23 protein-coding genes are annotated in these 22,149 nt (G+C 70.4%); 9 read left to right on the top strand and 14 right to left on the bottom strand.

Going from position 1 to position 22,149, the window contains the following annotated elements; genetic code table 11:
- Positions 1-4 precede the first annotated feature (4 nt).
- Positions 5-634 carry a PadR family transcriptional regulator gene (locus tag OO60_RS06575; RefSeq protein ID WP_003068967.1) on the bottom strand — a complete coding sequence of 210 codons (630 nt, stop codon included), beginning with the start codon at positions 632-634 and terminating at the stop codon, positions 5-7.
- Between the two features lie 82 nt (positions 635-716).
- Positions 717-2,357 carry a TM0106 family RecB-like putative nuclease gene (locus OO60_RS06580; RefSeq protein ID WP_033261095.1) on the bottom strand — a complete coding sequence of 547 codons (1,641 nt, stop codon included), beginning with the start codon at positions 2,355-2,357 and terminating at the stop codon, positions 717-719.
- Positions 2,358-2,447: 90 nt separating this feature from the next.
- Between OO60_RS06580 and OO60_RS06585 the strand changes: the two genes are divergently transcribed.
- Positions 2,448-2,909, top strand: a complete 462-nt coding sequence (locus OO60_RS06585) for a DUF6474 family protein (RefSeq protein ID WP_003068973.1) — start codon at positions 2,448-2,450, stop codon at positions 2,907-2,909.
- Positions 2,910-2,980: 71 nt separating this feature from the next.
- Here the strand turns inward: OO60_RS06585 and OO60_RS06590 are convergent, their stop codons facing one another.
- The 4 genes from OO60_RS06590 to OO60_RS06605 are packed head-to-tail and all read right to left on the bottom strand — an operon-like array spanning position 2,981 to position 6,522.
- Positions 2,981-3,940 (bottom strand): glycine betaine ABC transporter substrate-binding protein, encoded by a 960-nt coding sequence (locus OO60_RS06590; protein ID WP_033261020.1) that lies wholly within the window; start codon positions 3,938-3,940, stop codon positions 2,981-2,983.
- Entirely contained in the window at positions 3,937-4,719 is a 783-nt protein-coding gene (locus tag OO60_RS06595; protein ID WP_003068980.1) for an ABC transporter permease, read from the bottom strand. The genes OO60_RS06590 and OO60_RS06595 overlap by 4 nt, the downstream gene beginning before the upstream one ends.
- Positions 4,716-5,882: an ATP-binding cassette domain-containing protein gene (locus OO60_RS06600; protein ID WP_003068983.1), complete on the bottom strand. Its 1,167-nt coding sequence runs from the start codon at positions 5,880-5,882 to the stop codon at positions 4,716-4,718. The genes OO60_RS06595 and OO60_RS06600 overlap by 4 nt, the downstream gene beginning before the upstream one ends.
- A complete protein-coding gene (locus OO60_RS06605) occupies positions 5,875-6,522 on the bottom strand; it encodes an ABC transporter permease (protein ID WP_003068987.1) in 648 nt (215 codons plus the stop codon). The genes OO60_RS06600 and OO60_RS06605 overlap by 8 nt, the downstream gene beginning before the upstream one ends.
- 291 nt (positions 6,523-6,813) lie before the next feature.
- Here OO60_RS06605 and OO60_RS06610 point away from each other — a divergent pair, with 291 nt between their 5' ends.
- The 4 genes from OO60_RS06610 to OO60_RS06625 all read left to right on the top strand — a co-directional run bounded on the left by OO60_RS06610 (position 6,814) and on the right by OO60_RS06625 (position 9,722).
- Entirely contained in the window at positions 6,814-7,308 is a 495-nt protein-coding gene (locus OO60_RS06610) for a hypothetical protein (protein ID WP_003068990.1), read from the top strand.
- A 72-nt stretch (positions 7,309-7,380) separates the two neighbouring features.
- A complete protein-coding gene (locus tag OO60_RS06615) occupies positions 7,381-8,145 on the top strand; it encodes a YcnI family copper-binding membrane protein (protein ID WP_003068993.1) in 765 nt (254 codons plus the stop codon).
- Positions 8,146-8,694, top strand: a complete 549-nt coding sequence (locus tag OO60_RS06620; protein WP_003068996.1) for a copper resistance CopC family protein — start codon at positions 8,146-8,148, stop codon at positions 8,692-8,694. It begins immediately after the preceding gene.
- Positions 8,694-9,722: a copper resistance D family protein gene (locus OO60_RS06625; protein ID WP_003068999.1), complete on the top strand. Its 1,029-nt coding sequence runs from the start codon at positions 8,694-8,696 to the stop codon at positions 9,720-9,722. Before OO60_RS06620 ends, OO60_RS06625 begins: the two co-directional genes overlap by 1 nt.
- A gap of 210 nt (positions 9,723-9,932) precedes the next feature.
- Here OO60_RS06625 and OO60_RS06630 read toward each other — a convergent pair whose 3' ends face one another.
- The gene (locus tag OO60_RS06630) at positions 9,933-10,820 is read right to left on the bottom strand and encodes a phosphotransferase enzyme family protein (RefSeq protein ID WP_003069001.1); all 888 of its coding nucleotides are present in this window, start codon (positions 10,818-10,820) and stop codon (positions 9,933-9,935) included.
- Between the two features lie 22 nt (positions 10,821-10,842).
- Positions 10,843-12,228: a helix-turn-helix transcriptional regulator gene (locus tag OO60_RS06635; RefSeq protein ID WP_033261021.1), complete on the bottom strand. Its 1,386-nt coding sequence runs from the start codon at positions 12,226-12,228 to the stop codon at positions 10,843-10,845.
- Positions 12,229-12,533: 305 nt separating this feature from the next.
- Between OO60_RS06635 and OO60_RS06640 the strand changes: the two genes are divergently transcribed.
- Positions 12,534-12,878, top strand: a complete 345-nt coding sequence (locus OO60_RS06640; RefSeq protein ID WP_003069007.1) for a hypothetical protein — start codon at positions 12,534-12,536, stop codon at positions 12,876-12,878.
- Between the two features lie 12 nt (positions 12,879-12,890).
- The gene (locus OO60_RS06645; RefSeq protein ID WP_003069010.1) at positions 12,891-13,307 is read left to right on the top strand and encodes a hypothetical protein; all 417 of its coding nucleotides are present in this window, start codon (positions 12,891-12,893) and stop codon (positions 13,305-13,307) included.
- Positions 13,308-13,622: 315 nt separating this feature from the next.
- On the opposite strand, the gene OO60_RS06650 is transcribed toward OO60_RS06645, so the two are convergent.
- Entirely contained in the window at positions 13,623-14,882 is a 1,260-nt protein-coding gene (locus OO60_RS06650) for an MFS transporter (RefSeq protein WP_003069013.1), read from the bottom strand.
- Positions 14,875-16,191, bottom strand: a complete 1,317-nt coding sequence (locus OO60_RS06655) for a GH1 family beta-glucosidase (RefSeq protein ID WP_003069017.1) — start codon at positions 16,189-16,191, stop codon at positions 14,875-14,877. The genes OO60_RS06650 and OO60_RS06655 overlap by 8 nt, the downstream gene beginning before the upstream one ends.
- Before the next feature lie 130 nt (positions 16,192-16,321).
- Between OO60_RS06655 and OO60_RS06660 the strand changes: the two genes are divergently transcribed.
- Positions 16,322-16,969 carry a TetR/AcrR family transcriptional regulator gene (locus OO60_RS06660; protein WP_003069019.1) on the top strand — a complete coding sequence of 216 codons (648 nt, stop codon included), beginning with the start codon at positions 16,322-16,324 and terminating at the stop codon, positions 16,967-16,969.
- Positions 16,970-17,236: 267 nt separating this feature from the next.
- Here the strand turns inward: OO60_RS06660 and OO60_RS06665 are convergent, their stop codons facing one another.
- Positions 17,237-18,421 carry an amino acid deaminase/aldolase gene (locus tag OO60_RS06665; protein ID WP_033261022.1) on the bottom strand — a complete coding sequence of 395 codons (1,185 nt, stop codon included), beginning with the start codon at positions 18,419-18,421 and terminating at the stop codon, positions 17,237-17,239.
- An 84-nt stretch (positions 18,422-18,505) separates the two neighbouring features.
- Between OO60_RS06665 and OO60_RS06670 the strand changes: the two genes are divergently transcribed.
- Positions 18,506-19,801 carry a D-arabinono-1,4-lactone oxidase gene (locus OO60_RS06670; protein ID WP_003069029.1) on the top strand — a complete coding sequence of 432 codons (1,296 nt, stop codon included), beginning with the start codon at positions 18,506-18,508 and terminating at the stop codon, positions 19,799-19,801.
- Here OO60_RS06670 and OO60_RS06675 read toward each other — a convergent pair.
- From OO60_RS06675 to OO60_RS06685, 3 genes are read right to left on the bottom strand one after another with little or no spacing between them, the layout of a single operon-like run.
- The gene (locus OO60_RS06675) at positions 19,798-20,748 is read right to left on the bottom strand and encodes a ribose-phosphate diphosphokinase (protein WP_003069034.1); all 951 of its coding nucleotides are present in this window, start codon (positions 20,746-20,748) and stop codon (positions 19,798-19,800) included. The genes OO60_RS06670 and OO60_RS06675 overlap by 4 nt on opposite strands.
- Entirely contained in the window at positions 20,745-21,395 is a 651-nt protein-coding gene (locus tag OO60_RS06680; protein WP_033261023.1) for an SDR family oxidoreductase, read from the bottom strand. The genes OO60_RS06675 and OO60_RS06680 overlap by 4 nt, the downstream gene beginning before the upstream one ends.
- A 10-nt stretch (positions 21,396-21,405) precedes the next feature.
- Positions 21,406-22,056, bottom strand: coding sequence for a hypothetical protein (locus OO60_RS06685; protein ID WP_003069039.1), 651 nt, complete (start codon positions 22,054-22,056; stop codon positions 21,406-21,408).
- Between the last annotated feature and the right edge of the window lie 93 nt (positions 22,057-22,149).

The raw sequence follows: 22,149 nt of genomic DNA on the forward strand, positions 1-22,149 counted from the left end.
GTTCCTACCTCTCCACGAACTCCCCCAGGTCGTCCGGGAATTCGCCGGTTTCGTGGTAGCGCCGCCAGGCGTCGATGCCCGGCAGGGCGCCGGTGGTCAGTTCTTCGAGGAAGCCGCGCACCCAGTGCGCTTCGGCTTCCGTCATCGCGAGGTCGTACTCGACCTCCACCAGGAACAGCCGCGGCATGAGCGGCCGCAGCTGCCCGAGCGCCGCGCGGTGCGCCTCCGCGCGTTCGCCGAGTTGCTCCAGCCGCTCCCGCAGCCGGCTGATCGCCTGGTCGGGCCCCAGCACGCCGATCATCGACAGCCCGGCCTTGAACCGCGGAGGCTCCCGGTCGACCGTGCCGACGAGCTCGCGGACCCAGTCCTCGAACTCTTCGCGGCCGGCCGGGGTGATCCGGTAGACGGTCCGCTCCGGCCGCCCGCCGTCCTTCACGCTCTCGACGGCCTCGACGAAGCCGTGTTTCTCCAGGTTGGCGACGACGGTGTAGAGCGAGCCCCACTTGATCGGCATGTCGGCGTCCTTGCCGCGCTGCTTGAGCACGGCCGCCATTTCGTACGGGTGCATGGGGCGTTCCAGCACGACGGACAGCACGGCCAGGCCCAGGACGTTGCCGACTTTCCGCCGCTTCATCTCAACTCCTCGTTCACGAGTACTCGCAGACGAGTATTACGCAGGACGCGCCAGCTGGCAAGTGTCTTAGTCAGCGAAATACTCAGAGGTCGAACATGTACGGCACTTCGGCCTGCGCCCGGGCGTCGATCCACTCGCGCAGCGCCCGCGTCGCGAGGACGTCGTCCTCGTTGTAGCGCAGGAGCCGCTCGCGCTGGTCGTCGTCCGGCTTCTCGCCGTCCATGCCCACGGCGTCGCGGTACCAGCGCATCGACGCTTCGCCGCCCGCTTCGGGGTCGCGCCACGAGAAGCCGGCCACCGGCGCGATCACCTTCAGGCCCTTGCCGTGGGAGCACAGGAACTGGTCGGTGACGCTGCGGAAGAGGTCCACCCACTGCTCGGAGTCCACAAAGGACTGGATGTCCTTCTTGGACGGCACGCCGGGGTGGTCGCCGAAGCGCTCGACCGAGCCGAAGAGCCAGCGGTTCTCGGCGAGCGCGTTGTAGCAGTAGGCGCGGAAGGTCAGGCCCGCCGCTTCGGTGCGCTCGCGGACGTCGGTGAGCCAGGCCCAGAACTCGGCGAAGGAGCGGGCCTCGTCGTCGGTGGGCAGGGGGTCCCACGTCGCGAAGGCGCGGTAGCCCGGCGTGACACCGATGTCGGCGCCGGTCAGCAGGCAGCCCCAGAGGTACGCACCGGCGTCGCCGAAGCTCTCCATGTCGACGTCGATCTCGACGTCGGCGCGCGGCACCTCGACCCGGTCGACGCGGCGCACCAGCGTCAGGTCGGCCAGCCAGGCCCGGGCGAGCACGACGGCGTCGGGGAACGTGACGCCCGTCCAGTTCACCGCGGGCGGCTCGCCCGCCGGGTCGAGCGCGGCCAGCTTGTCCACAGTGGACACGCCGGCGCGGCGCAGCTCGACGGCGTCCTCGCCGCGGACGACGAGGCTGACGTCCCGGGTCTCGGTGAGCACGACCTCGCACGTCGGCCACCACGGGCAGCGGCGGCACTCCAGCACGCGCGACGGCTCGGCGAGCGGCTCCTCGCCGTTCGCGGCCGCGCTGGCGATGGCCAGCCGGTCGGCGAACCGGGCCTGGTATTCGGTGAGCGCGGTGCGGCCGCCGGGCCAGGTGGCCGCGGTGAGGTCGTGCCAGACGACGACGTCGGCGTCGAGGCCGATGACACCGCCGAGGGCCCGGCTTTCGTCGGCCTGCCCGAGCGTCTGCAGCATGCGGCGGACGTGCACGAGCCGGAGCTGGTCACGCGGCTGCGAGCGGACCTTGCGGCCCTCGTCGGGCGCGCGGTGCGCCGGGTCGAGGTCGGTCAGCTCGGTGACGACGGCGCCGGCCCCGCGGTCGGTGATGCGGTGCCGCACGACGAGCACCGGGACGTACCCGCGGCCACTGCGGACGAGCAGGTCGACGCCGCCCCGCCGGTGCCCGGCCGCGTCGACCGGCAGCAGCGCACCCCAGATGTAGCGGGCGCCGTCGGCGAAGGCCTGCAGCGTCCGCTCGACGCGCTCGGCGGCCGGCAGGTCACGGCCGATCTTCACCCAGTGGTCGTCGTTGGCGGCCATCAGCCGGGCGACGATGTCCTCGCGGTGCGCGGTGGCGTCGGCGATCCGCTGCTGCGCGGTGGGGTCGGGCGGCGAAAGCGGTACCTCACGCATGGCGGGGTCGTGTTCGAGGTGCACCCGGCGACGGCAGCGGCTGACCGCACCCGCGTCGAGTACCACCTCGGTGTTCATGGAGATCACTCTAGATTCCCACCGCCGAGCCGACATGCCCGCCACCCAGGCGACCAGTAAGTTCGACCTCGACACGTCGCAGGAGGTGCCATGGCGCGCAAGGCCAAGGTCGAGGGTGAAGCCAGGTTCACCCCTAAGAGGGCGAAGAACGCGGTCGCGGTGGCGAAGGTGCTCGGCCCGGCGGTGATCCCGGTGGTGGCACCGCTGGCGGTCCGCGCGGCGGGCGCGGCCCGCGAGGCGTACGACCGCTACCAGGCGCGCAAGCTGGGCGTTTCGGTCGACAAGCTGGGCGAGTACACCGGCCGGGGCGCGGCGCTGCACGCCCGGATCGCGGGAGTGGCGGACGGCTGCCGCGACCTGCAGAAGTCGGAGAAGGCGTCGGACGCGGACCGGGAGTTCGCCGCAGGAGCGCTCGGAACTTTGGAGCAGCTGTCGGCTTCGGTGCGGGCGGCGGAGCGGATGCCTGCGGCGCGACGCAAGTCGGTGCACCGTGCGGTGGCGGGCGAGCTCGAGCGGCTCGAGGGCCAACTGCTGCACCGGCTGGGTCTCTGACGGCACCGGTCGGCACCGCAGAATTATCGGTGCCGACCGGTAGAGTCGAAAACGGGGGGTGCCCCGGCGGGCTACTGCACGAAGCCCTTCTTGACCATCCAGTCGTGGGCCACCTTGCCCGCGTCCTGGCCGTCGACGTCGACCTGCTTGCACAGCTCGACCATCTGCTCGTTGTCGATCGCCGCGCTGACCTTCTCCAGTGGCCCGCGGACCTCCGGGTGCTGCTTCAGCCACTCCGTGCGCAACGTCGCCACCGCGTTGTACTGGGGGAACGCCTTCTTGTCGTCCTCCAGCACCCGCAGGTTCAACCCCGAGATCCGGCCGTCCGTGGTGAAGACCTCGCCCACCGGGCAGGTTCCGCTCGCCACCGCCGAGTAGATCGTGCCGATGCCGAAGTTCTTCACCGTCGGGTTCTGGAAGCCGTACGCCTTGACGGCGGCCGGGAAGCCGTCCTGGCGGCTGGTGAATTCCGTCTCCAGGCAGAACACCGCCTGGTCCGGCTTCTGCTTGATGAACGCCGCCAGGTCGGACGTCGTCTTCAGGTTGTTGGCCGCGCCGTACTTCTCCGTCACCGCGAACGCGTACTGGTCGTTCAGCGGCGAGTAGTTCAGCCAGGTGACGCCGAACTTCTCCGCGTCCGCCTTGGCCGTCGCCTCGTACTGGGCCTTCTCGCCGCCGGGGACCGGGAGCTCGTTGCCCTGGTAGTTGATCCAGCCCGTGCCCGTGTACTCCCACGTCACGTCCGTCTGGCCGGACAGCAGCGCCTGCCGGGACGAGTTCGACCCCTTGATGTCCGACAGGTCGACGACGTCCGCGCCCGCCGCGGTCAGGGCCATCTCGGCCATGTACGCCAGGATGATGTTCTCGGTGAAGTCCTTCGACCCCACCGTCACCTTCACGCCCTGCAGTGCCGGGATGGGCTGGATCGAGCCCGGCTTGATGTCGTACGGCACCGCCTGGTTGACCGTCAGCCCGCAGGACGACAGCGTCACCCCCAGCAGCGCCACGACTGCCATCCGGCCGAGTTTCATCGCAGCCCCTTCGGTCCGAAGTACTGTTCGGCGACCGCGCCCAGCCAGTCCACCAGCAGCGCCAGCGCGACCGCCAGCACCGAGCCGGTCACCAGCACCGAGGTCAGGTTCAGCTTGTAGCCCGTGTCGATGAGCAGCCCGAACCCGCCCGCGTTGACGAACATGCCGAACGTCGCCGTGCCGACCGCCAGCACGAGGGACGTGCGCAGGCCGGCCAGGATCAGGGGGACGGCCAGCGGGAGCTCGACCCGCCAGAGCACCGCGCCCGCCGACATCCCGATGCCGCGGCCCGCGTCGATCAGGGCCGGGTCGACCTGCTGGATGCCGACCATCGTGTTCCGCAGCACCGGCAGCAGCGAGTAGAACGCCAGCGGCAGCGCCGCCACCCAGATCCCGCCGGTCGAGCCGGTGATGATGAACCACAGCACCAGCACGCCCAGCGCGGGCGCGGCCTGGCCGATGTTCGCGACGGCCAGGAAGATCGGCGCCAGGAACCGCGCCCACGGCCGCGTCACCAGGATGCCCAGCGGCACCGCGACCAGCACGACGATCGCCGTCACCACGAGCGTCATCAGCACGTGGTCCCACAACGCCGTGAGCAGCGACGACGCGTTGAGCGTCTCCTTCTCCGTCGCGTTCAGCCCGCTGGAGAACACCGAGACCAGCGTCACCGCGACGATCACCAGGACCGCGACGGGCTGGGCGAACAGCCGGACGCGTTCCGCGCGTTTCGAGCCGGACTCGGTGCTGAAGCCGGTGTCGACGGCGGCCGTCGTCATGCGGACACCTCTTCGCCGTTCGTGTGCTCGTCGCGCAGCTGCTGGATGGTCGCGATCACGGTGTCCAGCTGGATGGTGCCCGCGTACTCGCCACGCGCGCCGGTGACCGGCACCGACCCGCCCTCGGCGAGCATCGCCTCGAGCGCGTCCTGCAGCGTCGACTGCAGGCTGACGACGTCACGCAGCGGCTTGCCGAGGTTGGCCAGCGAGGTCGCCGACGTGAGCTCGCGGACGTGCACCCAGCGCGTCGGACGCCGGCGCGCGTCGAGCACCAGCGCGAAGTGCTTGCGCGACGACTGGAGCTTCTCGCGCACCGAAGCGGGCGACTCGTCGGCGGTCACGGTCAGGGCGTCCTGCTCCAGCTCGACGTCCCGGACGCGCAGCAGCGTCAGCTGCTTCAGCGACGCGCCCGCGCCCACGAAACCCGCGACCGTGTCGTCCGCCGGGTTCGCCAGGATCGCTTCGGGCGTGTCGTACTGCAGGATCGTCGACTGGTTGCCGAGCACCGCGATCTTGTCGCCCAGCTTCACGGCTTCGTCGAAGTCGTGCGTGACGAACACGATCGTCTTCTTCAGCTCGCTCTGCAGCCGCAGCAGCTCGTCCTGCAGGTTGCCGCGGGTGATCGGGTCGACCGCGCCGAACGGCTCGTCCATCAGCAGCACCGGCGGGTCCGCGGCCAGGGCCCGCGCCACGCCGACGCGCTGCTGCTGGCCGCCGGAGAGCTGGCGCGGGAAGCGGTCGCGGAAGTCGGCCGGGTCGAGCCCGACCAGGTCCATCATCTCCTCGACCCGGTCGTTGACCTTCTTCTTGTCCCAGCCGAGCAGGCCCGGCACCACCGCGATGTTCTGCGCCACGGTGAAGTGCGGGAACAGCCCGGCCTGCTGGATGGCGTAGCCGATCCGGCGGCGCAGCGTGTCGACGTCGAGCTTCAGCGCGTCCTCGCCGCCGATGGTGATCCGGCCGGACGTCGGCTCGATCAGCCGGTTGATCATCCGCATGGTCGTGGTCTTGCCGCAGCCGGACGGGCCGACGAAGACGACGATCTTGCCGGCCGGGACGACCATCGAGAAGTCGTCGACCGCCGGGGTGCGGGTGCCGGGGTACCGCTTGGTCACGTGCTCCAGCTCGATTTCGACGCCGGAGACTTCCTCGTTCTCAGCCACGGACACCCCTTGAGACGGTGAAGCGCTTGATCAGGACGTAGACGCCGTCGAGGAGCAGGGCGAGGATGACCACCCCGACCGTGCCCGTGACGGCTTGGTTGAGGGAGTTCGTGCTCCCCGCGTTCGTGAGCCCGGAGAAGACCTCGGCGCCGAAGCCCGGGCCCTTCGCGTAGGCGGCGATCACCGCGATGCCCATCAGCATCTGGGTGGCCACCCGCATCCCGGTGAGGATCGCCGGCCAGGCCAGCCGCAGCTCGACGCGGGTGAGCACGCCGAAGCGGCTCATCCCGATGCCGCGGGCGGCGTCGGTGACCGCCGGGTCGACGCCGTCGAGCCCGACGATGGTGTTGCGGACGATCGGCAGCAGGCCGTAGAGCACCAGCGCGATCACGGCGGTCGTCGGGCCGAGCCCCGAGAGGGGGATCAGCAGGCCCAGGAGGGCGAACGACGGGACCGTCAGGATCGTGCTCGCCAGCGCCGTGGCCACCGCCGAGCCGATCGGGCTGCGGTACACCGCGACCCCGATCAGCACGCCGAGGACCGCGGCGATGATCGTGCACTGCACCACCATGCTGGTGTGCAGGTAGGCCTCCAGCCACAGCTTGCTCGCCCGGTCGGAGATGTAGTCGAAGAGGTTCATCCGTGTCGCTCTCCCGCCCTTCGCGCCGGCCTTCACCCGAACGGGCTAGTTCCTGACCGACGGCTCAGTACCCACGGCACGACCCGCCGAAACCCCCGGCTTCGGCCCACCGTGGCCCACCTCGCCGAGATCGGCAACAAGTGGGCTGAACCACGCCGGGCCGCGGGACGTGAACTCTTCGTGTGCTCACTTCACGGGATCACACGCTCACGCCGGAACAGGTCCCTTAGGCTGCTCGGCATGAGCGTTCCGGCACGGCGACCCGCCGTGCTGGGCGCTACCCGCGGAGTGTTGCTCGCCGTGAGCGCCGGCGTGCTTTCCGTGACCGCGCACCGGCTCGCCGACGGCGGCCTGCCGGACCCGGCGATGACCCTGCTGCTCACGGCGCTCTTCGGCTGGACGGCGGCCGCGCTCGCCCGCAAGGCCCGCGGCCCGGTCGCCACGACCACCCTGCTGGGGATCGCCCAGCTGGTGATGCACCTGCTGCTCACCACGCTCGCCGGCCACCACGACATGTACGCGATGGACGGCCGCACCGGGCTCGGCATGATCGGCGCGCACGCCGCGGCGACCGTGGTGACCGCGCTCCTGCTCGCCCGCGCGGACAAGATGCTGCTCACCGTGCTGGCGGTGCTGCGCGCCTTCCTGCCGCGGCTGCTGACCCCGCTGCCGGTGCCGTCCGCGGCGCCCGCGCTCGTCCCGGCCCGCGTGGCCGGTCCGGACCACCTCGTCGGCGTCGACCTGCGCCGGATCCGCGGGCGGCGCGGGCCGCCCGTGCACTCCTGAATCACAGCTCGACCCCGAACCAGCGGACCCCCGAGTCCGCTGCCCCTTCTTGAGTTCATCAGGAGTGAACCCATGTCCCAGCACGTCTTCAAGCGCGCCGGTTTCCTCGCCGCCACCGTCGGTGTCGCCGGTCTCCTCGGCGCGGGCGTCGCGTCCGCGCACGTGACCGCGAACGTCTACGGCTCGCAGCCCACGAAGGGCGGTTACGCGGCGATCGTCTTCCGCGTGCCGAGCGAGGAGAAGGACCCGATCACCACCACGAAGGTCTCCGTCGACTTCAAGGCCGACTACGGCATCGGCTCGGTGCGGACCAAGCCGGTGCCCGGCTGGACGTCCACGGTGACGAAGTCCAAGCTGCCCGCCCCGATCACCAAGGACAACGGCACGCAGATCACCGAAGCCGTCACCGCGGTGACCTGGACCGCCCAGCCCGGCAGCGAGCTCAAGGCCACCGACTACCAGGAGTTCGCGGTCAGCTTCGGCCCCCTGCCGACCAACGTGGACGAGGTCGAGTTCCCGGCCCACCAGACCTACAGTGACGGCAAGGTCGTCGACTGGAACCAGCCGACGCCGGCGAGCGGCGAGGAGCCGGAGCACCCCACGCCGTCCGTCAAGCTGGCCGCGAAGGTCGAGGGCGACGGCGACCACGCCGGGATGAACGCGAACACGGCGTCGACCACCGGTGACCACTCCGAGGCCGCGGCGGCGACGTCGGACAACACGGCCCGCTGGCTCGGCGGCGCCGGCCTGCTCGTCGGCGCCATCGGCCTCGGCGTCGGGGCCGGCGCGACCATCCGGGCCCGCAAGGCCACGGCGAAGTCGGGAGGCAACAGCTAAATGCGCGGTGTGCTCGTCGCGCTGGCGTTGACCGCGGTGGCCGTGCTCGGCACGGCCACCCCGGCGCTGGCGCACAACGTGCTGATCTCCTCGGACCCGGCGAACGGCTCTTCCGTCGCCGCTGGCCCGGCGAAGGTCAGCCTGACGTTCGACCAGTACGTGCAGGGCGCGGACGTCAACCAGATCGCGGTGACCGGACCCGGCGGCGGCCAGTGGGCCGAGGGGCCGATCAGTGTGGTGAACAACGTGATCAGCGCGCCGCTGCGGCCGCTCGGACCGGCCGGGAAGTACACCGTCGGCTACCGGGTGCTGTCCGCGGACGGCCACCCGGTGACCGGTGAGCTGACCTTCACCCTGACGACCGCGGGCACCGGCACGCCGGCGACCGTCGACGCGGCGCGGTCGCCGGGCGGCTCCGCCCAGGCCACCACGTCGTCGACGTCGAGCGGTGTCCCGATCTGGGTGTGGATCGCCGGTGCCGTCGTGCTGCTGGCGATCGGCCTGACCGTGGCCCTGCGGTCGGGCGGGAAAGTCGAAGAGAAGAACTGATGACCCAGGCCGAGACCACCGCGAAACCCCGCTACTCGACGCTGCTGTGCGTCGTGACGGCGGGCCTGCTCGGCGCCCTGATCGGCGTCGCGCTCATGTCCACCGCCCCGGTGCCCGGGGTGGTGGAGCCCAGCGCGGTGGTCTCGGCCGGGATCCCGGTCGTGCGCGTCCTGCTCGACCTCGCCGCGGTCACGACCATCGGGCTCGCCCTGCTGTCGGTGCTCATCGGCTACGACCGGCCGAAGCTCACCGAGCCGGTCATGCGGCTGGCCCGCCCGGCCGGCGTCGCCGCCGCGCTCGTCTGGGCCACCGCCGCCGTCGTCGCCCTGGTCCTGCAGACCGCGGAGTACAAGCCGGGTTCGTCGACGCTCTCGCCGTCGGACATCGGCCGCTACATCGCCGACGTCGGTGCCGGGAAGGCGCTCGTCATCGTCGCCGCGCTCGCGCTGGTCCACGCCGGGATCGGCGCGCTGTCGCTGCGCTTCGGCGAGAAGGTGCCCGCCGAGGTGCGGGTCGGGCTCGGCCTGTTCGCGCTGCTGCCGCTGCCGGTGACCGGGCACGCGTCGAACTGGAGCTACCACGACTACACGATGATCTCGATGGAGCTGCACGTCATGAGCGCCGTCGCCTGGACCGGCGGCCTCGGCGCGATGACCGTGCTGCTGGTGGCGAACCGGACGCTGCTCGCGCACGCGCTGCCCCGATTCTCGAAGCTGGCGACGCTCTGCCTGGTCCTCTCGGTGGCGACCGGGCTGTTCAACGGGCTGGCCGAGATCTCGCTCAACCCGACCATCGGCTTCTGGACGGCGATCTTCACGACGCCGTACGGGCAGTTGCTCATCCTGAAGACCGGGTGCACCGGCGTCATCGCGCTGCTCGGCGCGAACGTCCGCTGGCGGCTGCTGCCGCGGATCGTCCGGCACGACCGCACGGCGCTCGCCGCCTGGGCGACGCTGGAGCTGACCGTGATGGGACTGGCGTTCGGGTTCGCCGTCGTGCTGACGCGGGCGCCGGTCGTCGCCTCCTGACCGTCGTCGCCGCAGGTAGGACCGGTACGAAGTCACCGCGAGTAGCTGCAAGTTGCGCATTGGACTGACCGGTAATCCATTGGGGGTGACTGGTCGGGCAGAACTTTCTACCCTGAGCTGACCGCCTTTCGGATGCGACGAACGGTCATTTGCAGTCGGCGAATGCACGTGCAGGATGTGGTGTCGATCACACCAAGTGACAGATGACGGTCAGCGGTAACGCGTCCACCGCACGTCCGTCCGGCCGCTGCGGAGATCGTCCAGCCGGCGGAAGAGCTCCGGGCGGACCTGGGGCCGGCTGCGCAGGATCGGCAGCACGCTGGTCGTGAGCTTCAGTTCGCGGATCCCCCGGAGCACGGCGAACCCGGGCCAGGACGTCACGTCGAAGCCGTACGCCGCGGCGAACGTCCGGTAGCGCACCGGCGGGTCGCCGAACCGCTCACGGCCGACCGCGAGCGGCGTCAGGTCCCATTCCGGCGGCCCGACGCACGACGAATCGAAGTCGCAGAGCACCGGCCCCGCCGGGCCGGGGATCACGTTCCCGGGGTACGCGTCGCCGTGGACCAGGCCCCTGGGCAGCGGAAACTCCAGCTCGGCCAGCTCCGCCTCGAGCTCGGCACAGCGGTCGAGCAGGAACTCCCGGTCGCTGTCGCTGATCTCCTCGGCGTCGGACACCCGGGCCCGCACCGCGGCGAACGGCGCCCACTCCGCGAGCCCCTCCGGCGCGGGCAGGGCGTGCACCTGGAGCAGCAGCCGGGCCAGGTCGGTGGACGTCGCCGGCCGGCCGATGCTCGGCACCCGGTGCCACACGGTCACCAGGTGCCCGCCGACCTCCAGGGGCTGCTCGACGTCGGCGAGGAGCCGGATCGCGGGCACGCCGTGGCGTTCGAAGTGCCGGGCCACGCGCACGACCGTGCCGACGCGGTGCCGCAGCTGCGTCGAGCCGACGATCCGGATCACGAACGGGGCCGTGACCAGCGCGTACACCGCGTTGTTGGTGAACCGCAGCAGGCGCGCGCCAGCCGGGTCGAGACCCAGCAGCGCGCAGGTCTCGGCCAGCACGCCACGCAGCTTCCCGGAGGTGAACCGGCCGTCCAAGACCGCTCCGGCGCCTTCGGCGTTAGGCGGCGTAGAAAGCGTGGAGGCGGTCGGCGAGGTCACGGGCGTCGGCGTTGTTGCGGCGGCGCTCGGCCTCTTCCTGCAGAGGCCGCATCCGGTCCTTGACCCGCTCGGACTTGATGCCCTCGGCGCAGTCGATGGCCTTGCCACCGACCTTGGCACCGTGGTCGAGGTCGCCGTCCAGCAGGTGGTTGGTGGCCAGCGCGCTCAGCATGAACGTCTTGGAGCGGGCCATTTCGTCGTCATAGGACTCGACGGCCTTGGTCAGCGCGGGGATCGCGTACTTCGTGTGCTCGGCGTTCTTCTGCGCGAGCACCGTGTGGACGGTGCCGACCATGGCGTAGACGTCGGTCTCGGTGAAGAACTTCACCCACGACTCGGCTTCGGCCAGGTTGGCGCGCTCGAACTCGTCCTTGCTCCGGCCGAGCAGCTTCACCGCCTGCTCTTCGTTGCCCATCATCGCGTAGGCCCACGCCTCGTTCGCGCAGAGCACGGAGACGGCCAGCTCGGAACCGCTTTCCTGAGCCGCGATCTGGCCCAGCTGGAACAGCTTCAGCGCGTCGTTCGGGGCGTCCTGGTGCAGGTAGACGCGGCCCATCCGGTAGAGCACGTTGGCCACCAACGGGTGGTTTTCGCCCTGCTTGGCCAGGTCCAGCGCGTTCGCGAAGTGGCCGCGGGCGGAGTCCATCAGGCCGGTGTCGAAGGAGGTCCAGCCGGCCAGCGAGTGCAGGTCGGCGAGCGCCACGTACAGCCGGTTCTTGACGATCTCGGTGCCGTGCGCCTCGAGCATCTGCTGGCCCCAGGACAGCTGCGCCACCACGGCGTCGCGGCAGAACCCGCCGCCGTACTGGTAGTCCAGCGCCCGTAGCGCCCGCGTCGCGGCTTCCACCTGGCGGACGTCGGTCATGCCGATGCGCCCGGGCGCCGGTGTCCTGGCCGGCCCGGCCGACCAGGTGCCCGATTCCGGACCGAACACTGCCGCGCCCATCGTGACCTGGGCAGCGTGCGCGAGGAACCTCCGTCGCTTCACGGACTCGTCCTCCTCAGCCTGCTGGCCGTCGGCGGAGCCGACGACCCGGATCGCCGTGGCCTCGTCGTAGGCGAGGCCCATGTACCCACGGGGGACGCCCAGGCCGTCGGCGATCCTCGTGAGCACGTCGTAGGCCATGACCTGGCGACCCTTGAGGATCTCCGACACCTCGGACTGGGACTGGCCGGTCATCGCGGCGATCTGGCGCTGCGAGACACCGTGCTTGCGCAGGAGCCGGTACACGGCGCTGATCTCGCGTGACGCGAGAGCCGATCTCATCTCCGGCTGCTCCCACGCGTCAGCGGGAACCGCGTGGCTCTGCCGGGCTTCGGCACTGCCACCGTTACTGGCGTCCATCGCGCCCCCTCCACTGTCCGGTCGGGCGTCTGAGAAACAGCGTAGGCAAACCTGCGGAACCGTGTGAACAGCCGAACTGGTGCCCTGATCGGTCGGGGCGAAGTCCGTTGACCGCTTACCGTGGAACCGAGCCCAGTCACCGCTATGACGCCGATTCCACCTTCTATCGCACCCGGTTTCACCTCACTGTAGTTGTCAGATCTCCGTCACCGCCCGGACACCGGCAGCGATCACGGAGAGCTACGAAACCCGCAGGGATGTTGCAGAAGGCATCTTCGAAGACTGTCGACAGAGCGGAGAAGGGCGTGGAGTTCGTGGACTCGTTCGCAGGGGGACATGCCGGCACGGCGACCCGCGCCGTGCGGCCGGCGGTCGCGACGGTCTCTCCCGTCTCCGCCGTCCGTCCCGTCACCCCCGCCGCCGCGGTGGACCCCCGCACCGCGAGCGTCCGCCACTACGAAGGCGGTCAGCTCGTCTGGCGCGTGCAGTGCGGCGACCTGATCAGCCGGGAACGGGCGGTCACGGTGTTCGTCGAAGACAACCAGGTGGTACTGGTCTCGCCTCCCGGTGAGACCGCGCGGTTGACGTCCGGCCAGCTCGGACAGCTGCGCGCCGCGCTCAACGAAGCCGCCAAGATGGCGGAAAGGTAACGGTGAGCTGACATGGATCAGGTACTCGGGCAGGTCCTCCGCAACGCGGTCTGGGAGCGCCTCGACATGCTGACCGACCTGGCGAACCGCGCCGACGCCCAGTCGCTCGTCTCGGTCGCGCGCTCCGAACTGCCCCGCTTGACGGAGGCGTGGCGCGCGATGCTGAAGATGCACGAGCCCGACGAGCGCGGCGACTGCCCGACCTGCTCGACCCGGTGGCACCGCTGCAAGGCGCCGTGCTCGGTCTGGCAGGTCGCGCACGAACACCTCGTGGCCGGCGGCCTGGCCCCGCAGCAACCGTCCGCAGCGGACAGCCGGCTCCAGGGCCGCCGCAAGAGCCCGGTGCCGACGCACCCCGCGCCGCCCACCGCGGCCGAGACCACCGGTCGCCACGCGTTGGTGAACCCGCGCCGAGCGGTCACGGCCTGACCCCAGACCGGCGAGCGCGGCCGGCCGATCGCCCCATCGGACCCGCACCCGCACTCGCCCCGGCCGAGGACTGTTTCGCCCGCACCCCCGAGCAGCGCGAACCGGTCCTCGGCCATCATCTCGGTCCCCACCGCGATTAATCGAAAAAAATCCGCGTTAGCCCTAGCCCAGGCGGTAATCCCCCGCTAGATTGATCATCACAAGCGGTATGGACCACTGGTTCACCGCGTCGACCGCCCGAGCGGCCCTCGAATTCCGCGGGCCGGTGCCGTTGCACTCCCCTCCCCCGACCGGCACCGGCCCGCGGTTCCACGTCTAGCGAACCGCCTTCACGCGCAGCACGAGCACCGCGGCCGCGAGCGTCGCGACCGCCGAAGCCGCGAACAGCCCGGGATAGCCGCCGACGTGGGCCAGCAGCAGCGGTGTCAGCAGCGGAGCCACCACCTGTGGCAGCGAGTTCGCGATGTTGATGATCCCGAAGTCCTTGGCGCGGTTCTGCGCCGCGGGCAGCACCTGCGTCAGCATCGCCAGCGCGACCGCCATGTACGCCCCGAAGCCGACGCCGAGCAGCGGGGACGCGGCCAGCGCCACCGGCCAGCTCTGCCACCCGACCAGCAGCAGCGCGGCAAGGGCCATCACGCCGGACGCCGCCAGGACGTACGGCTTGCGCCGTCCGGACTTGTCGGAGAAGTGCCCCGCGAGCACGGCGCCGGCCACGAGCGCGACGCCGTACAGGCCCATCATGATCAGCAGCCCGGTCTCCGGGTCCGGGTAGTGCACCGCGTCCTGCAGGAAGAACAAAAGGTAGAGCGTGCCGAACGCGTTGCCGAGGTTGATCATGAAGTGGCAGCTCCAGGCCCACGCGAAGTCGGGGTACTTCCGGGGCGAAACCCAGAAGTCGCGGAGCACGGGGCGCAGCGCCCACGGCGGGCGGAACTCGACCGGCAGCCGCGCGTCCGGCGTCCAGAGGACGAAGAACACGGCGCCGACCACCACGATCCCGGCGCAGACCGCGTACGCGAGCGGTAGCCCCGCCATGCCGAGCACGACGACGACCACGAGCGCGCCCAGTACCGTCCCGAGCATCTGCGCGATGCCGACGAGGCCGCCGACCACGGCCAGCTGCTTGACCGGAACCCGGTCGGGCAGGGCCGCCATGAGCGCGGCGAGCATGCCGTTGAGACCGCCCTGCACCAGGCACCAGCCGGCGATCATCACGGCGACCGTCGGCGCGAACGCCAGCACCAGCAGCCCGACGGCGGCAACGAGCGCGCCGCCGACGGTCCACGGGTGCCGCCGGCCGAACCGGGAGCAGGTCCGGTCGGACAGCAGCCCGATCGCCGGGTTGGCCACCAGCGCCACCGCCGCGCCGAAGCCCATCACCAGCCCGAGGACGGATTCCTTGTTCACCTGGTCGAGCAGTTCGGCCTGCTTCGGCAGCAGCACCTGGATCGGCGCGTAGACACCGAGCCACAGCGCGATGTTCGCGAAGAACAGCAGGCTCATCCAGCCGGGCCGCACCCGCACGGTGGGCTCGGCGAGCGCCTCCGGCTGGGTTCGGGTCGATTCACTCATGCCGCACCAGCTTCCGGTACCAGTGGAACGAGTCCTTCGGCGTCCGCCGCAGGGTCTCGTAGTCGACGTGCACCAGGCCGAAGCGCGGCGCGTAACCCTTGGACCATTCGAAATTGTCCATCAGGGACCAGCAGAAGTAGCCACGGACGTCGACCCCGGCGTCCATCGCCTCGCGCAGCGCGACGAGGTGGCTGTGCAGGAAGTCGATGCGCTCGGGATCGTGCACCCCGCCGTCCTCGGCGACTTCGTCGGCGAAGCTGCAGCCGTTCTCGGTGATCTGGATCGGCGGGAGCTTGTCCTGGTAGCGGTGGTGGAAGTCCAGCAGCAGCTCACGCAGCGCGTGCGGGACGATCGGCGAGGCGTTCGTCGTCATCGGGTAACCCTCGATGTCGCGCAGCTCGAAGGGCAGCGGGTTGCCCGGCCCGGGTTTCGCGACCCCCTGCGGCTCGTAGTAGTTGACGCCGTAGAAGTCGAGCGGCTGCGCGATGGTGGGGAGGTCGTCGGCGAACCCGGCGGGGAGGTGTTCGTGGAGCTGTTCGGGGTAGCTGCCGAGCAGCATGGGATCGGCGTAGAGCCGGTTGAGCAGGGCGTCGAGGTAGTCCGCCGCGTCGTGCGCGTCGTCGTCCGCGGGCCAGATCGGCGAGTGGTTGTTGGCGGTGCCGATGTTCGTCGCGCCGGCCGCGCGGAGGGCCTGGACGGCGAGGCCGTGCGCGAGGTTCTGGTGGTGCGCGGTCGGGATGGCGTCCAGGAGGAGGACCTTGCCGGGCGCGTACTCACCGATGCCGTACCCGAAGATGGACATGACCATCGGTTCGTTGAGCGGAATCCACAGTTTCACCCGATCGGCGAAGCGCTCTCCGAGGATTTGGGCGTACTCGGCGAAGCGCTCAGCGGTCGCCCGGGAGAGCCAGCCGCCCTCGTCTTCGATCGATTGGGGGGTGTCCCAGTGGTAGAGCGTGACGGCGGGCGCGATCCCGGCTTCGCAGACGGCGTCGAGGAGCTTGTCGTAGAAGCCGAGACCTTCGGGGTTGGGCGCGCCCTTCCCGTCGGGCTGGATGCGGGGCCAGGCGATGGACATCCGGTAGGCGCCGACGCCGAGTTCGGCCATCAGCGCGATGTCTTCGGGGTAGCGGTGGTAGTGGTCGGCGGCTACGTTGGCTTGTTCACCGCGGGCGATCTTGCCTTCGGTCGCGGTGAACGTGTCCCAGATGGACGGTCCGCGCCCACCTTCGCTGGTGGCGCCTTCGATCTGGAACGCCGAGGTCGAGACACCCCAGAGGAAGTCGGGCGGGAAGATCGGGTTCTGCACCGGCTGCTGACCCCTTCGTCAGGCCACCCGTACGGGTGAACATGAAAAGTTCTCATATACTAGGTCTTCACTCGTCCGTGGGGAAGCCCGTCGGCACGATAAAGTCGCAGATCAGACGAGGAGGAGTGCCGTGTCCGACATCCAGGCCGCGAAGGTGCCGGCAGAAGCCACCCCCTTGCGCCGCCAGCCGGTTCAGCAGCGAAGCGCGAAGCGGGTCGAGCAGATGCTCGACGCGAGCGCGGCGTTGATCGACGAGCTCGGTTACGACGCGCTGACGACGACGTTGATCGCCAAGCGGGCAGGGGTCGCCGTAGGTTCGCTGTACCAGTTCTTCCCGGACAAGCGCGCGGTGGTCCAGGCCCTCACCGCACGCAACCTGGACCGGTTCGTGGGCGCGGTGAACGAGCGGCTGAAGCAGCTCGGCCCGGAGCACTGGTGGGACGTCGTGGACTCGATCCTCGACATCTACCTGGAGATGCACCGGACAGTGCCGGGGTTCTCGAAGGTCCACTTCGGCGACATCATCGACCGCCAGCTGCTCGACGAGACACGCGACAACAACGCGGTGATCGTGGACTCGCTGACGGATCTGGTGTCGACCCAGGTCGATCGGCCGGTGGAGGACCTGCGGTTCGCGATCGGGATCGCGAACGAGGTGGCTGACGCACTGTTGAAGCTGGCGTTCCGGAAGGAGCCCAGCGGGGACGAGAAGATCGTCGCGGAGGCCAAGTACGTGGTGAAGGGGTACTTGGCGGCTCGGTTCGGGGAGCAGTCCTAGCTGTCCACAGAAGTTGTCCACAGGTATGCACACCTGTGGACAACTGGGGCGCTCGGGGCTCGGTTGTCGGTGGGGGCCGATAGACTGGAAGTGGGGGTTCCCCCAGGGAGGGTGGGCGCGCGCGTGGCGGCCGGAATGCCCGCCGGCAACCAGGTTCCGCGGCGGTGGGCCGACTTGCATCCCCGCTGATCACGGCCCCGGGAGGGCGACGAACTCGGTGGCATCTCGCTGATCGATGCCCGCCGCTCGATCGATGATGTGGTCGAGTCAGCCGAAGTTCTGGTGCTCGCCCCGGTAGGTCGGGACTGTCCGCTCCACCTGGTCGCCGTTGATCAGGTGGTAGTGCGTGAACCGCTCCGCCAGCTCGCCCGCCTTCGCGTGCCGCAGCCACACCCGGTCGCCCAGCTGCAACCCGCGCGCCGCGCGGCCCGTCACCGGGGTCTGGACCTCGCCCGCTCCCTCGAAGCCCAAGAACTTCAGCCCCGCCGGCAGGTACGGCTGCGGCTGGCGCGACGGCCCTGTCGGGCCCGAAGCGATGTAGCCGCCCGAGAACAGGGTGGCGATCTTGCGGGTCGGGCGGCGGACCACCGGGAGCGCGAACAGCGCCGCCGGGCGGGGCCTGAACTTCGTGTAGCCGTCGAACAGCGTGGGGCCGATCAAGCCCGAGCCCGCCGCTATCTCCGTCACCACCTCGTCCGCGCCCGTCGACTCCAGGCTGCCCGTTCCGCCTCCGTTGACGAACTCCAGGTCCGTCACCTCGCGGACCGCGCGGACCACCTCGCCGCGGCGGCGGGCCAGCTCGGCCGCCGACTTGCGTTGCATCCAGCCGACCACGGCCCGGTTCAGCCGGCGGCCCGCCGCGTCGCCGAGGCCCGCGATCTGGCCTTCGTACGCCATCACGCCCACCAGGCGGAAGCCCGCGCGGGCCACGATCTGGCGGGCGAACGCCGACGCCTGGTTCGGGGTGAACACCGGGGACCGCCGCGTGCCGACGTGGACTCCGGGCAGCGGGCGCCAGGATGCGTCCAGCTCCAGGCACACCCGGATTTCCGGGTGGCCGTGGCCGAGGGCCGCGTCCACCAGGTCCAGGTGCGCGACCGAATCCACCATGATCGCGATTGACGCGCGGGCGCGCTCGGACGCGGCCAGCCGGCGGAGGGCTTCGTGGTCGGCTGTCGGGTACGCGACGACGATGTCATCGGTCGTGCCCTGCTCGATGTGCCAGACCGCTTCCGCCAGCGAGTAGCACATCAGGCCCTCGAAGCCCGGCATCGCCAGCGCCCGCTCCAGCAGCGCGCGGCAGCGGACCGACTTGCTGACGACGCGGATCGGCTTGCCCGCCGCGCGGCGGCGGAGGTCGTCGGCGTTCGCGTCGAAGGCAGCCAGATCGACCACCGCCAAGGGCGGATCGAGGTCTTTGGTCGCCAAGTCGTACACCGTCGCACTGGTCACGAGGTCTAAAGTACGACACGAAGGCTTGAAACGCGAATACTATTCACTTACTGTTTCGGGCACTCGACGATGAAGGGTGCGCGCATGACCCGGTGGACCAACTGGGCGGGCACGGCGTCCGCCTCGCCACAACACGTTCACCAGCCGCGCGACGCGGCTGAGATCGCGGCGGTCGTCGAGCGCGTCGCCGGCGCCGGCCGCACCGTGCGCCCCTGGGGCAGCGGGCACTCCTTCACCGCGATCGCCGTCGCCGACTCCGACGCGCTCGACCTGCGGCACTGGACCGGCGTCGAGAAGGCCGACCTCGAAACCGGCCACGTCACCGTCCGCTCGGGCACGACGATCAAACAGCTCAACGCCGAACTCGACGCGCTCGGGCTGGCCATGGCCAACCTCGGTGACATCGACGCGCAGACCATCGCCGGCGCGATTTCCACCGGCACCCACGGCACCGGCGCGAAGCTCGGCGGCATCGCGACCCAGATCGTGGCGCTCGAACTAGTGCTCGCCGACGGCTCGGTCGTCACCTGTTCGGCCGACGAGAAGCCCGACCTCTTCGCCGCCGCCCGCGTCGGCCTCGGCGCGCTCGGCGTGATCACCACCGTGACCCTGCGCTGCGAAAAATCCTTCTACCTGCGCGCGCAGGAACGGCCGGAGCCGCTGGAGCAGGTCCTCGAGGGCTTCCACGACTTCGCCGCCGAGAACGACCACTTCGAGTTCTACTGGTTCCCCTACGGCAAGAACGCCCTGGTCAAGCGCAACAACCGGTGCGAGACCGCGCAGCCGTTGAGCAAGGTCCGGGAGTTCGTCGACTACCAGATCATGGAGAACGTCGCCTTCGGCGGTCTTTGCCGGACCGGGCGGCTGATGCCGAAGCTGGTGCCGTCGCTCGGCAGCTTCGCCTCGAACGTCCTGAGCGCCCGCGAGTACAGCGACGTCTCGCACCGGGTGTTCGTCACGGCGCGCAACGTCCGGTTCACCGAAACGGAATACGCTGTTCCACGTGAATCAGTGCTCGACGTGCTCGCCGAACTACGCGCGGTAGTGCCGACGCTGAAGGACCCGGTGATGTTCCCGGTCGAGGTGCGGGTCGCCGCGGCCGACGACATCTGGCTGTCGACCGCGCAGGGCCGCGACTCCGCCTACATCGCCATCCACCAGTTCGTCGGCATGCCGTACCGGGAGTACTTCAGCGCGTTCGAGAAGATCGCCGGCGCGGTCGGCGGCCGCCCGCACTGGGGCAAGATGCACGACCTCGACGCCGGCGTCCTCCGCTCGCGCTACCCGCACTTCGACGACTTCCTGCGCGTGCGCAAAGAAACCGACCCCAACGGCGTCTTCACGAACACCTACCTGGACCGCGTCCTCGGACACGTCTAGAAGAGCGCCGACACCGATTCGCCGTTGTGGATCCGGCGGATCGCCTCGGCCATCGCCGGCGCGATCGACAGGATCTTCAACTTCTCGGTGCGCTCTTCCTCGGGCACCGGGACCGTGTTGGTGCAGACGATCTCCAGCACTTCGGGCCGGCTGCCGATGCGTTCGATGGCCTTCGCCGCGAACAGCCCGTGCGTGCACGCGACCCGGATCGAGCGCGGCTGAAGCTCGGCGAGCCGGTCCAGCAGCTCGAGCACCGTGCTGCCCTTGGCGATCTCGTCGTCGAGCACGATCACGTCCCGGCCGGTGATCTCGCCGATCACCGACGTGATCTGGACGCGGTCGTCCGGGAAGCGCTCCTTCGCCCCGGCTGCGACCTGGACGCCGAGGAGCCGCGCGAAGTGCGACGCCTCCTTCGCGTTGCCCAGGTCCGGTGAGACGACGGTGGCGCGCGAGAGGTCGTACTGGCGGAAGTGCTTGGCCAGCTCCTGCAGCGCGTGCAGGTGGTCGACCGGAACGCTGAAGAACCCGTGGACCTGCGGCGAGTGCAGGGTCATCGCCAGCACGCGGCTCGCGCCGGCGGTCACCAGCAGGTCGGCGACCAGCCGGCCGCCGATCGAGATGCGCGGCGCGTCCTTCTTGTCCGAGCGCGCGTACGAGTAGTGCGGAATCACGGCGGTGATGCGGGACGCCGACGCGCCGCGCGCCGCGTCGAGCATCAGCAGCAGCTCGACGAGGTGCTCCTGCACCGGCTTGACCAGCGGCTGGATGATGAAGACGTCCCGCTCGCGGCAGTTGGACTGCAGCTGCACCTCGAGGCAGTCGTTGGCGAACCGCTGGATCTCGACCGGCCGCAGCGGCACGCCGAGGTGCTCGCAGATCTCTTCGGCCAGCTCGGGGTGCGCGCTGCCGCTGAAGACGGCGATCTCTCTCGAAGCCTGGGTGATCACAGCGCCGAGATCGCTTCGCCGATGGCGTCCTCACCGGAGATCAGCGTGAGGGTGCGGTGCACCGAGGCGGGTGTCTCGAGCAAGCCGACGAGCACCGCGGCGACGTCGTCGCGCGGGATCGGGCCGCGGCCGGCCTGCTCGGCCAGCAGGACCAGGCCGGTGCCGGGGTCGTCGGTCAGCTGCCCCGGCCGGAGGATCGTCCAGTCGAGGTCCCGTGCCTTGAGGTCGTCCTCCGCCGCGCGCTTGGCGCGCAGGTAGTGGCGGAACTCCTCGGTGACGTCGGGGTTCTCCGGGTTGTCGGCGCCGATCGACCCGACCTGGATGTGCCGCCGGACGCCGGCCCGCTCGGCCGCTTCGGCGAACAGCGCGGCCGCGCCCCTGTCCACAGTGTCCTTGCGGGCGGTGCCGCTGCCCGGCCCGGCACCCGCGGAGAACACCGCGGCGTCGGCACCTTTCAGGACTTCGGCGACGGCGTCCACATCGGAATTCTCGAGGTCGAGCACGACGGCTTGGGCGCCGACGGCCTCGAGGTCCGCCGCGTGGGCGGGATTCCGGATGATCCCGACCGCTTCGTCCCCGCGTGCGGCGAGCAGCCGCTCGAGCCGCAACGCGATCTGACCGTGTCCACCTGCAATGACGACTCGCATGGAGCCGACCTTAGTGCGAAGCGGGCGCCTCTGCGGTGCGCAGCAGGTGGTCGTACACCAGCTCGTTCACCAGCCGGGAGACCGGGTCCTCGGCCAGCACGACGCGCTCGGTGCGGCCCTCGAGGTCGAGGTCGACGACCGCGTTCGGGTCGGCGGTCACGACGGCGAGGCCGTACGCGCGGGCGCGCGGCAGGCAGTTGCCGACGTAGTCCTCGGTGAGGACGGCCGGCGACGGGAGCACCATCGCGGCCTCGCCGTAGCGGGCGAACGGAACCGCGGAGGCCATCGCGGTGCGCCAGTGGCGCGCGACGGCCAGGACGCCGACGATCTCGGCGGCCGGGGCGGGGGCGGTTCCGGCCAGCTCCGGCCAGGTCCAGGTGTCGACGGTGGCGCGGTCGGCCACCGGGCCGGCACCCATCGCGATGCGTTCGGCGTGCACGTCGGTGCGAAGCTTGGCGACCACGCAGACCTTGCGGCCGAGGATCGTGGTCTCGGGGAGCACGATGCCGTTCCAGCCCAGCTGGGCGGCGGCGGTGCGGGCGAGCTCGTCGACGCTCGCGGGGAGCTCGATCGGCGGCACCACGCGGCTCGGCATCGACCGGCTGCGCTTCGCGCCACCGGCGACCGTCGAGCGCTCGGTGTTCTGAGGTGTAGCCGCCACGAGTCCGCCTCCTTCTGATCTGCACCGCTTCGTGACCGGGGGAAACCGGCACCTCACTTGTCTAACAGCGCGGCGGCGCGGCGTCGCCGGGTA

The sequence above is a fragment of the Amycolatopsis vancoresmycina genome, from assembly GCF_000716785.1.
Taxonomy (GTDB): Bacteria; Actinomycetota; Actinomycetes; order Mycobacteriales; family Pseudonocardiaceae; genus Amycolatopsis; species Amycolatopsis vancoresmycina.

Coding starts and splice junctions, on each gene's coding strand:
- OO60_RS06575 (WP_003068967.1), bottom strand. CDS start 634: ATGAAGCGGCGGAAAGTCGGCAACGTCCTGGGCCTGGCCGTGCTGTCC.
- OO60_RS06580 (WP_033261095.1), bottom strand. CDS start 2,357: ATGAACACCGAGGTGGTACTCGACGCGGGTGCGGTCAGCCGCTGCCGT.
- OO60_RS06585 (WP_003068973.1), top strand. CDS start 2,448: ATGGCGCGCAAGGCCAAGGTCGAGGGTGAAGCCAGGTTCACCCCTAAG.
- OO60_RS06590 (WP_033261020.1), bottom strand. CDS start 3,940: ATGAAACTCGGCCGGATGGCAGTCGTGGCGCTGCTGGGGGTGACGCTG.
- OO60_RS06595 (WP_003068980.1), bottom strand. CDS start 4,719: ATGACGACGGCCGCCGTCGACACCGGCTTCAGCACCGAGTCCGGCTCG.
- OO60_RS06605 (WP_003068987.1), bottom strand. CDS start 6,522: ATGAACCTCTTCGACTACATCTCCGACCGGGCGAGCAAGCTGTGGCTG.
- OO60_RS06615 (WP_003068993.1), top strand. CDS start 7,381: ATGTCCCAGCACGTCTTCAAGCGCGCCGGTTTCCTCGCCGCCACCGTC.
- OO60_RS06620 (WP_003068996.1), top strand. CDS start 8,146: ATGCGCGGTGTGCTCGTCGCGCTGGCGTTGACCGCGGTGGCCGTGCTC.
- OO60_RS06625 (WP_003068999.1), top strand. CDS start 8,694: ATGACCCAGGCCGAGACCACCGCGAAACCCCGCTACTCGACGCTGCTG.
- OO60_RS06635 (WP_033261021.1), bottom strand. CDS start 12,228: ATGGACGCCAGTAACGGTGGCAGTGCCGAAGCCCGGCAGAGCCACGCG.
- OO60_RS06645 (WP_003069010.1), top strand. CDS start 12,891: ATGGATCAGGTACTCGGGCAGGTCCTCCGCAACGCGGTCTGGGAGCGC.
- OO60_RS06650 (WP_003069013.1), bottom strand. CDS start 14,882: ATGAGTGAATCGACCCGAACCCAGCCGGAGGCGCTCGCCGAGCCCACC.
- OO60_RS06670 (WP_003069029.1), top strand. CDS start 18,506: ATGACCCGGTGGACCAACTGGGCGGGCACGGCGTCCGCCTCGCCACAA.
- OO60_RS06680 (WP_033261023.1), bottom strand. CDS start 21,395: ATGCGAGTCGTCATTGCAGGTGGACACGGTCAGATCGCGTTGCGGCTC.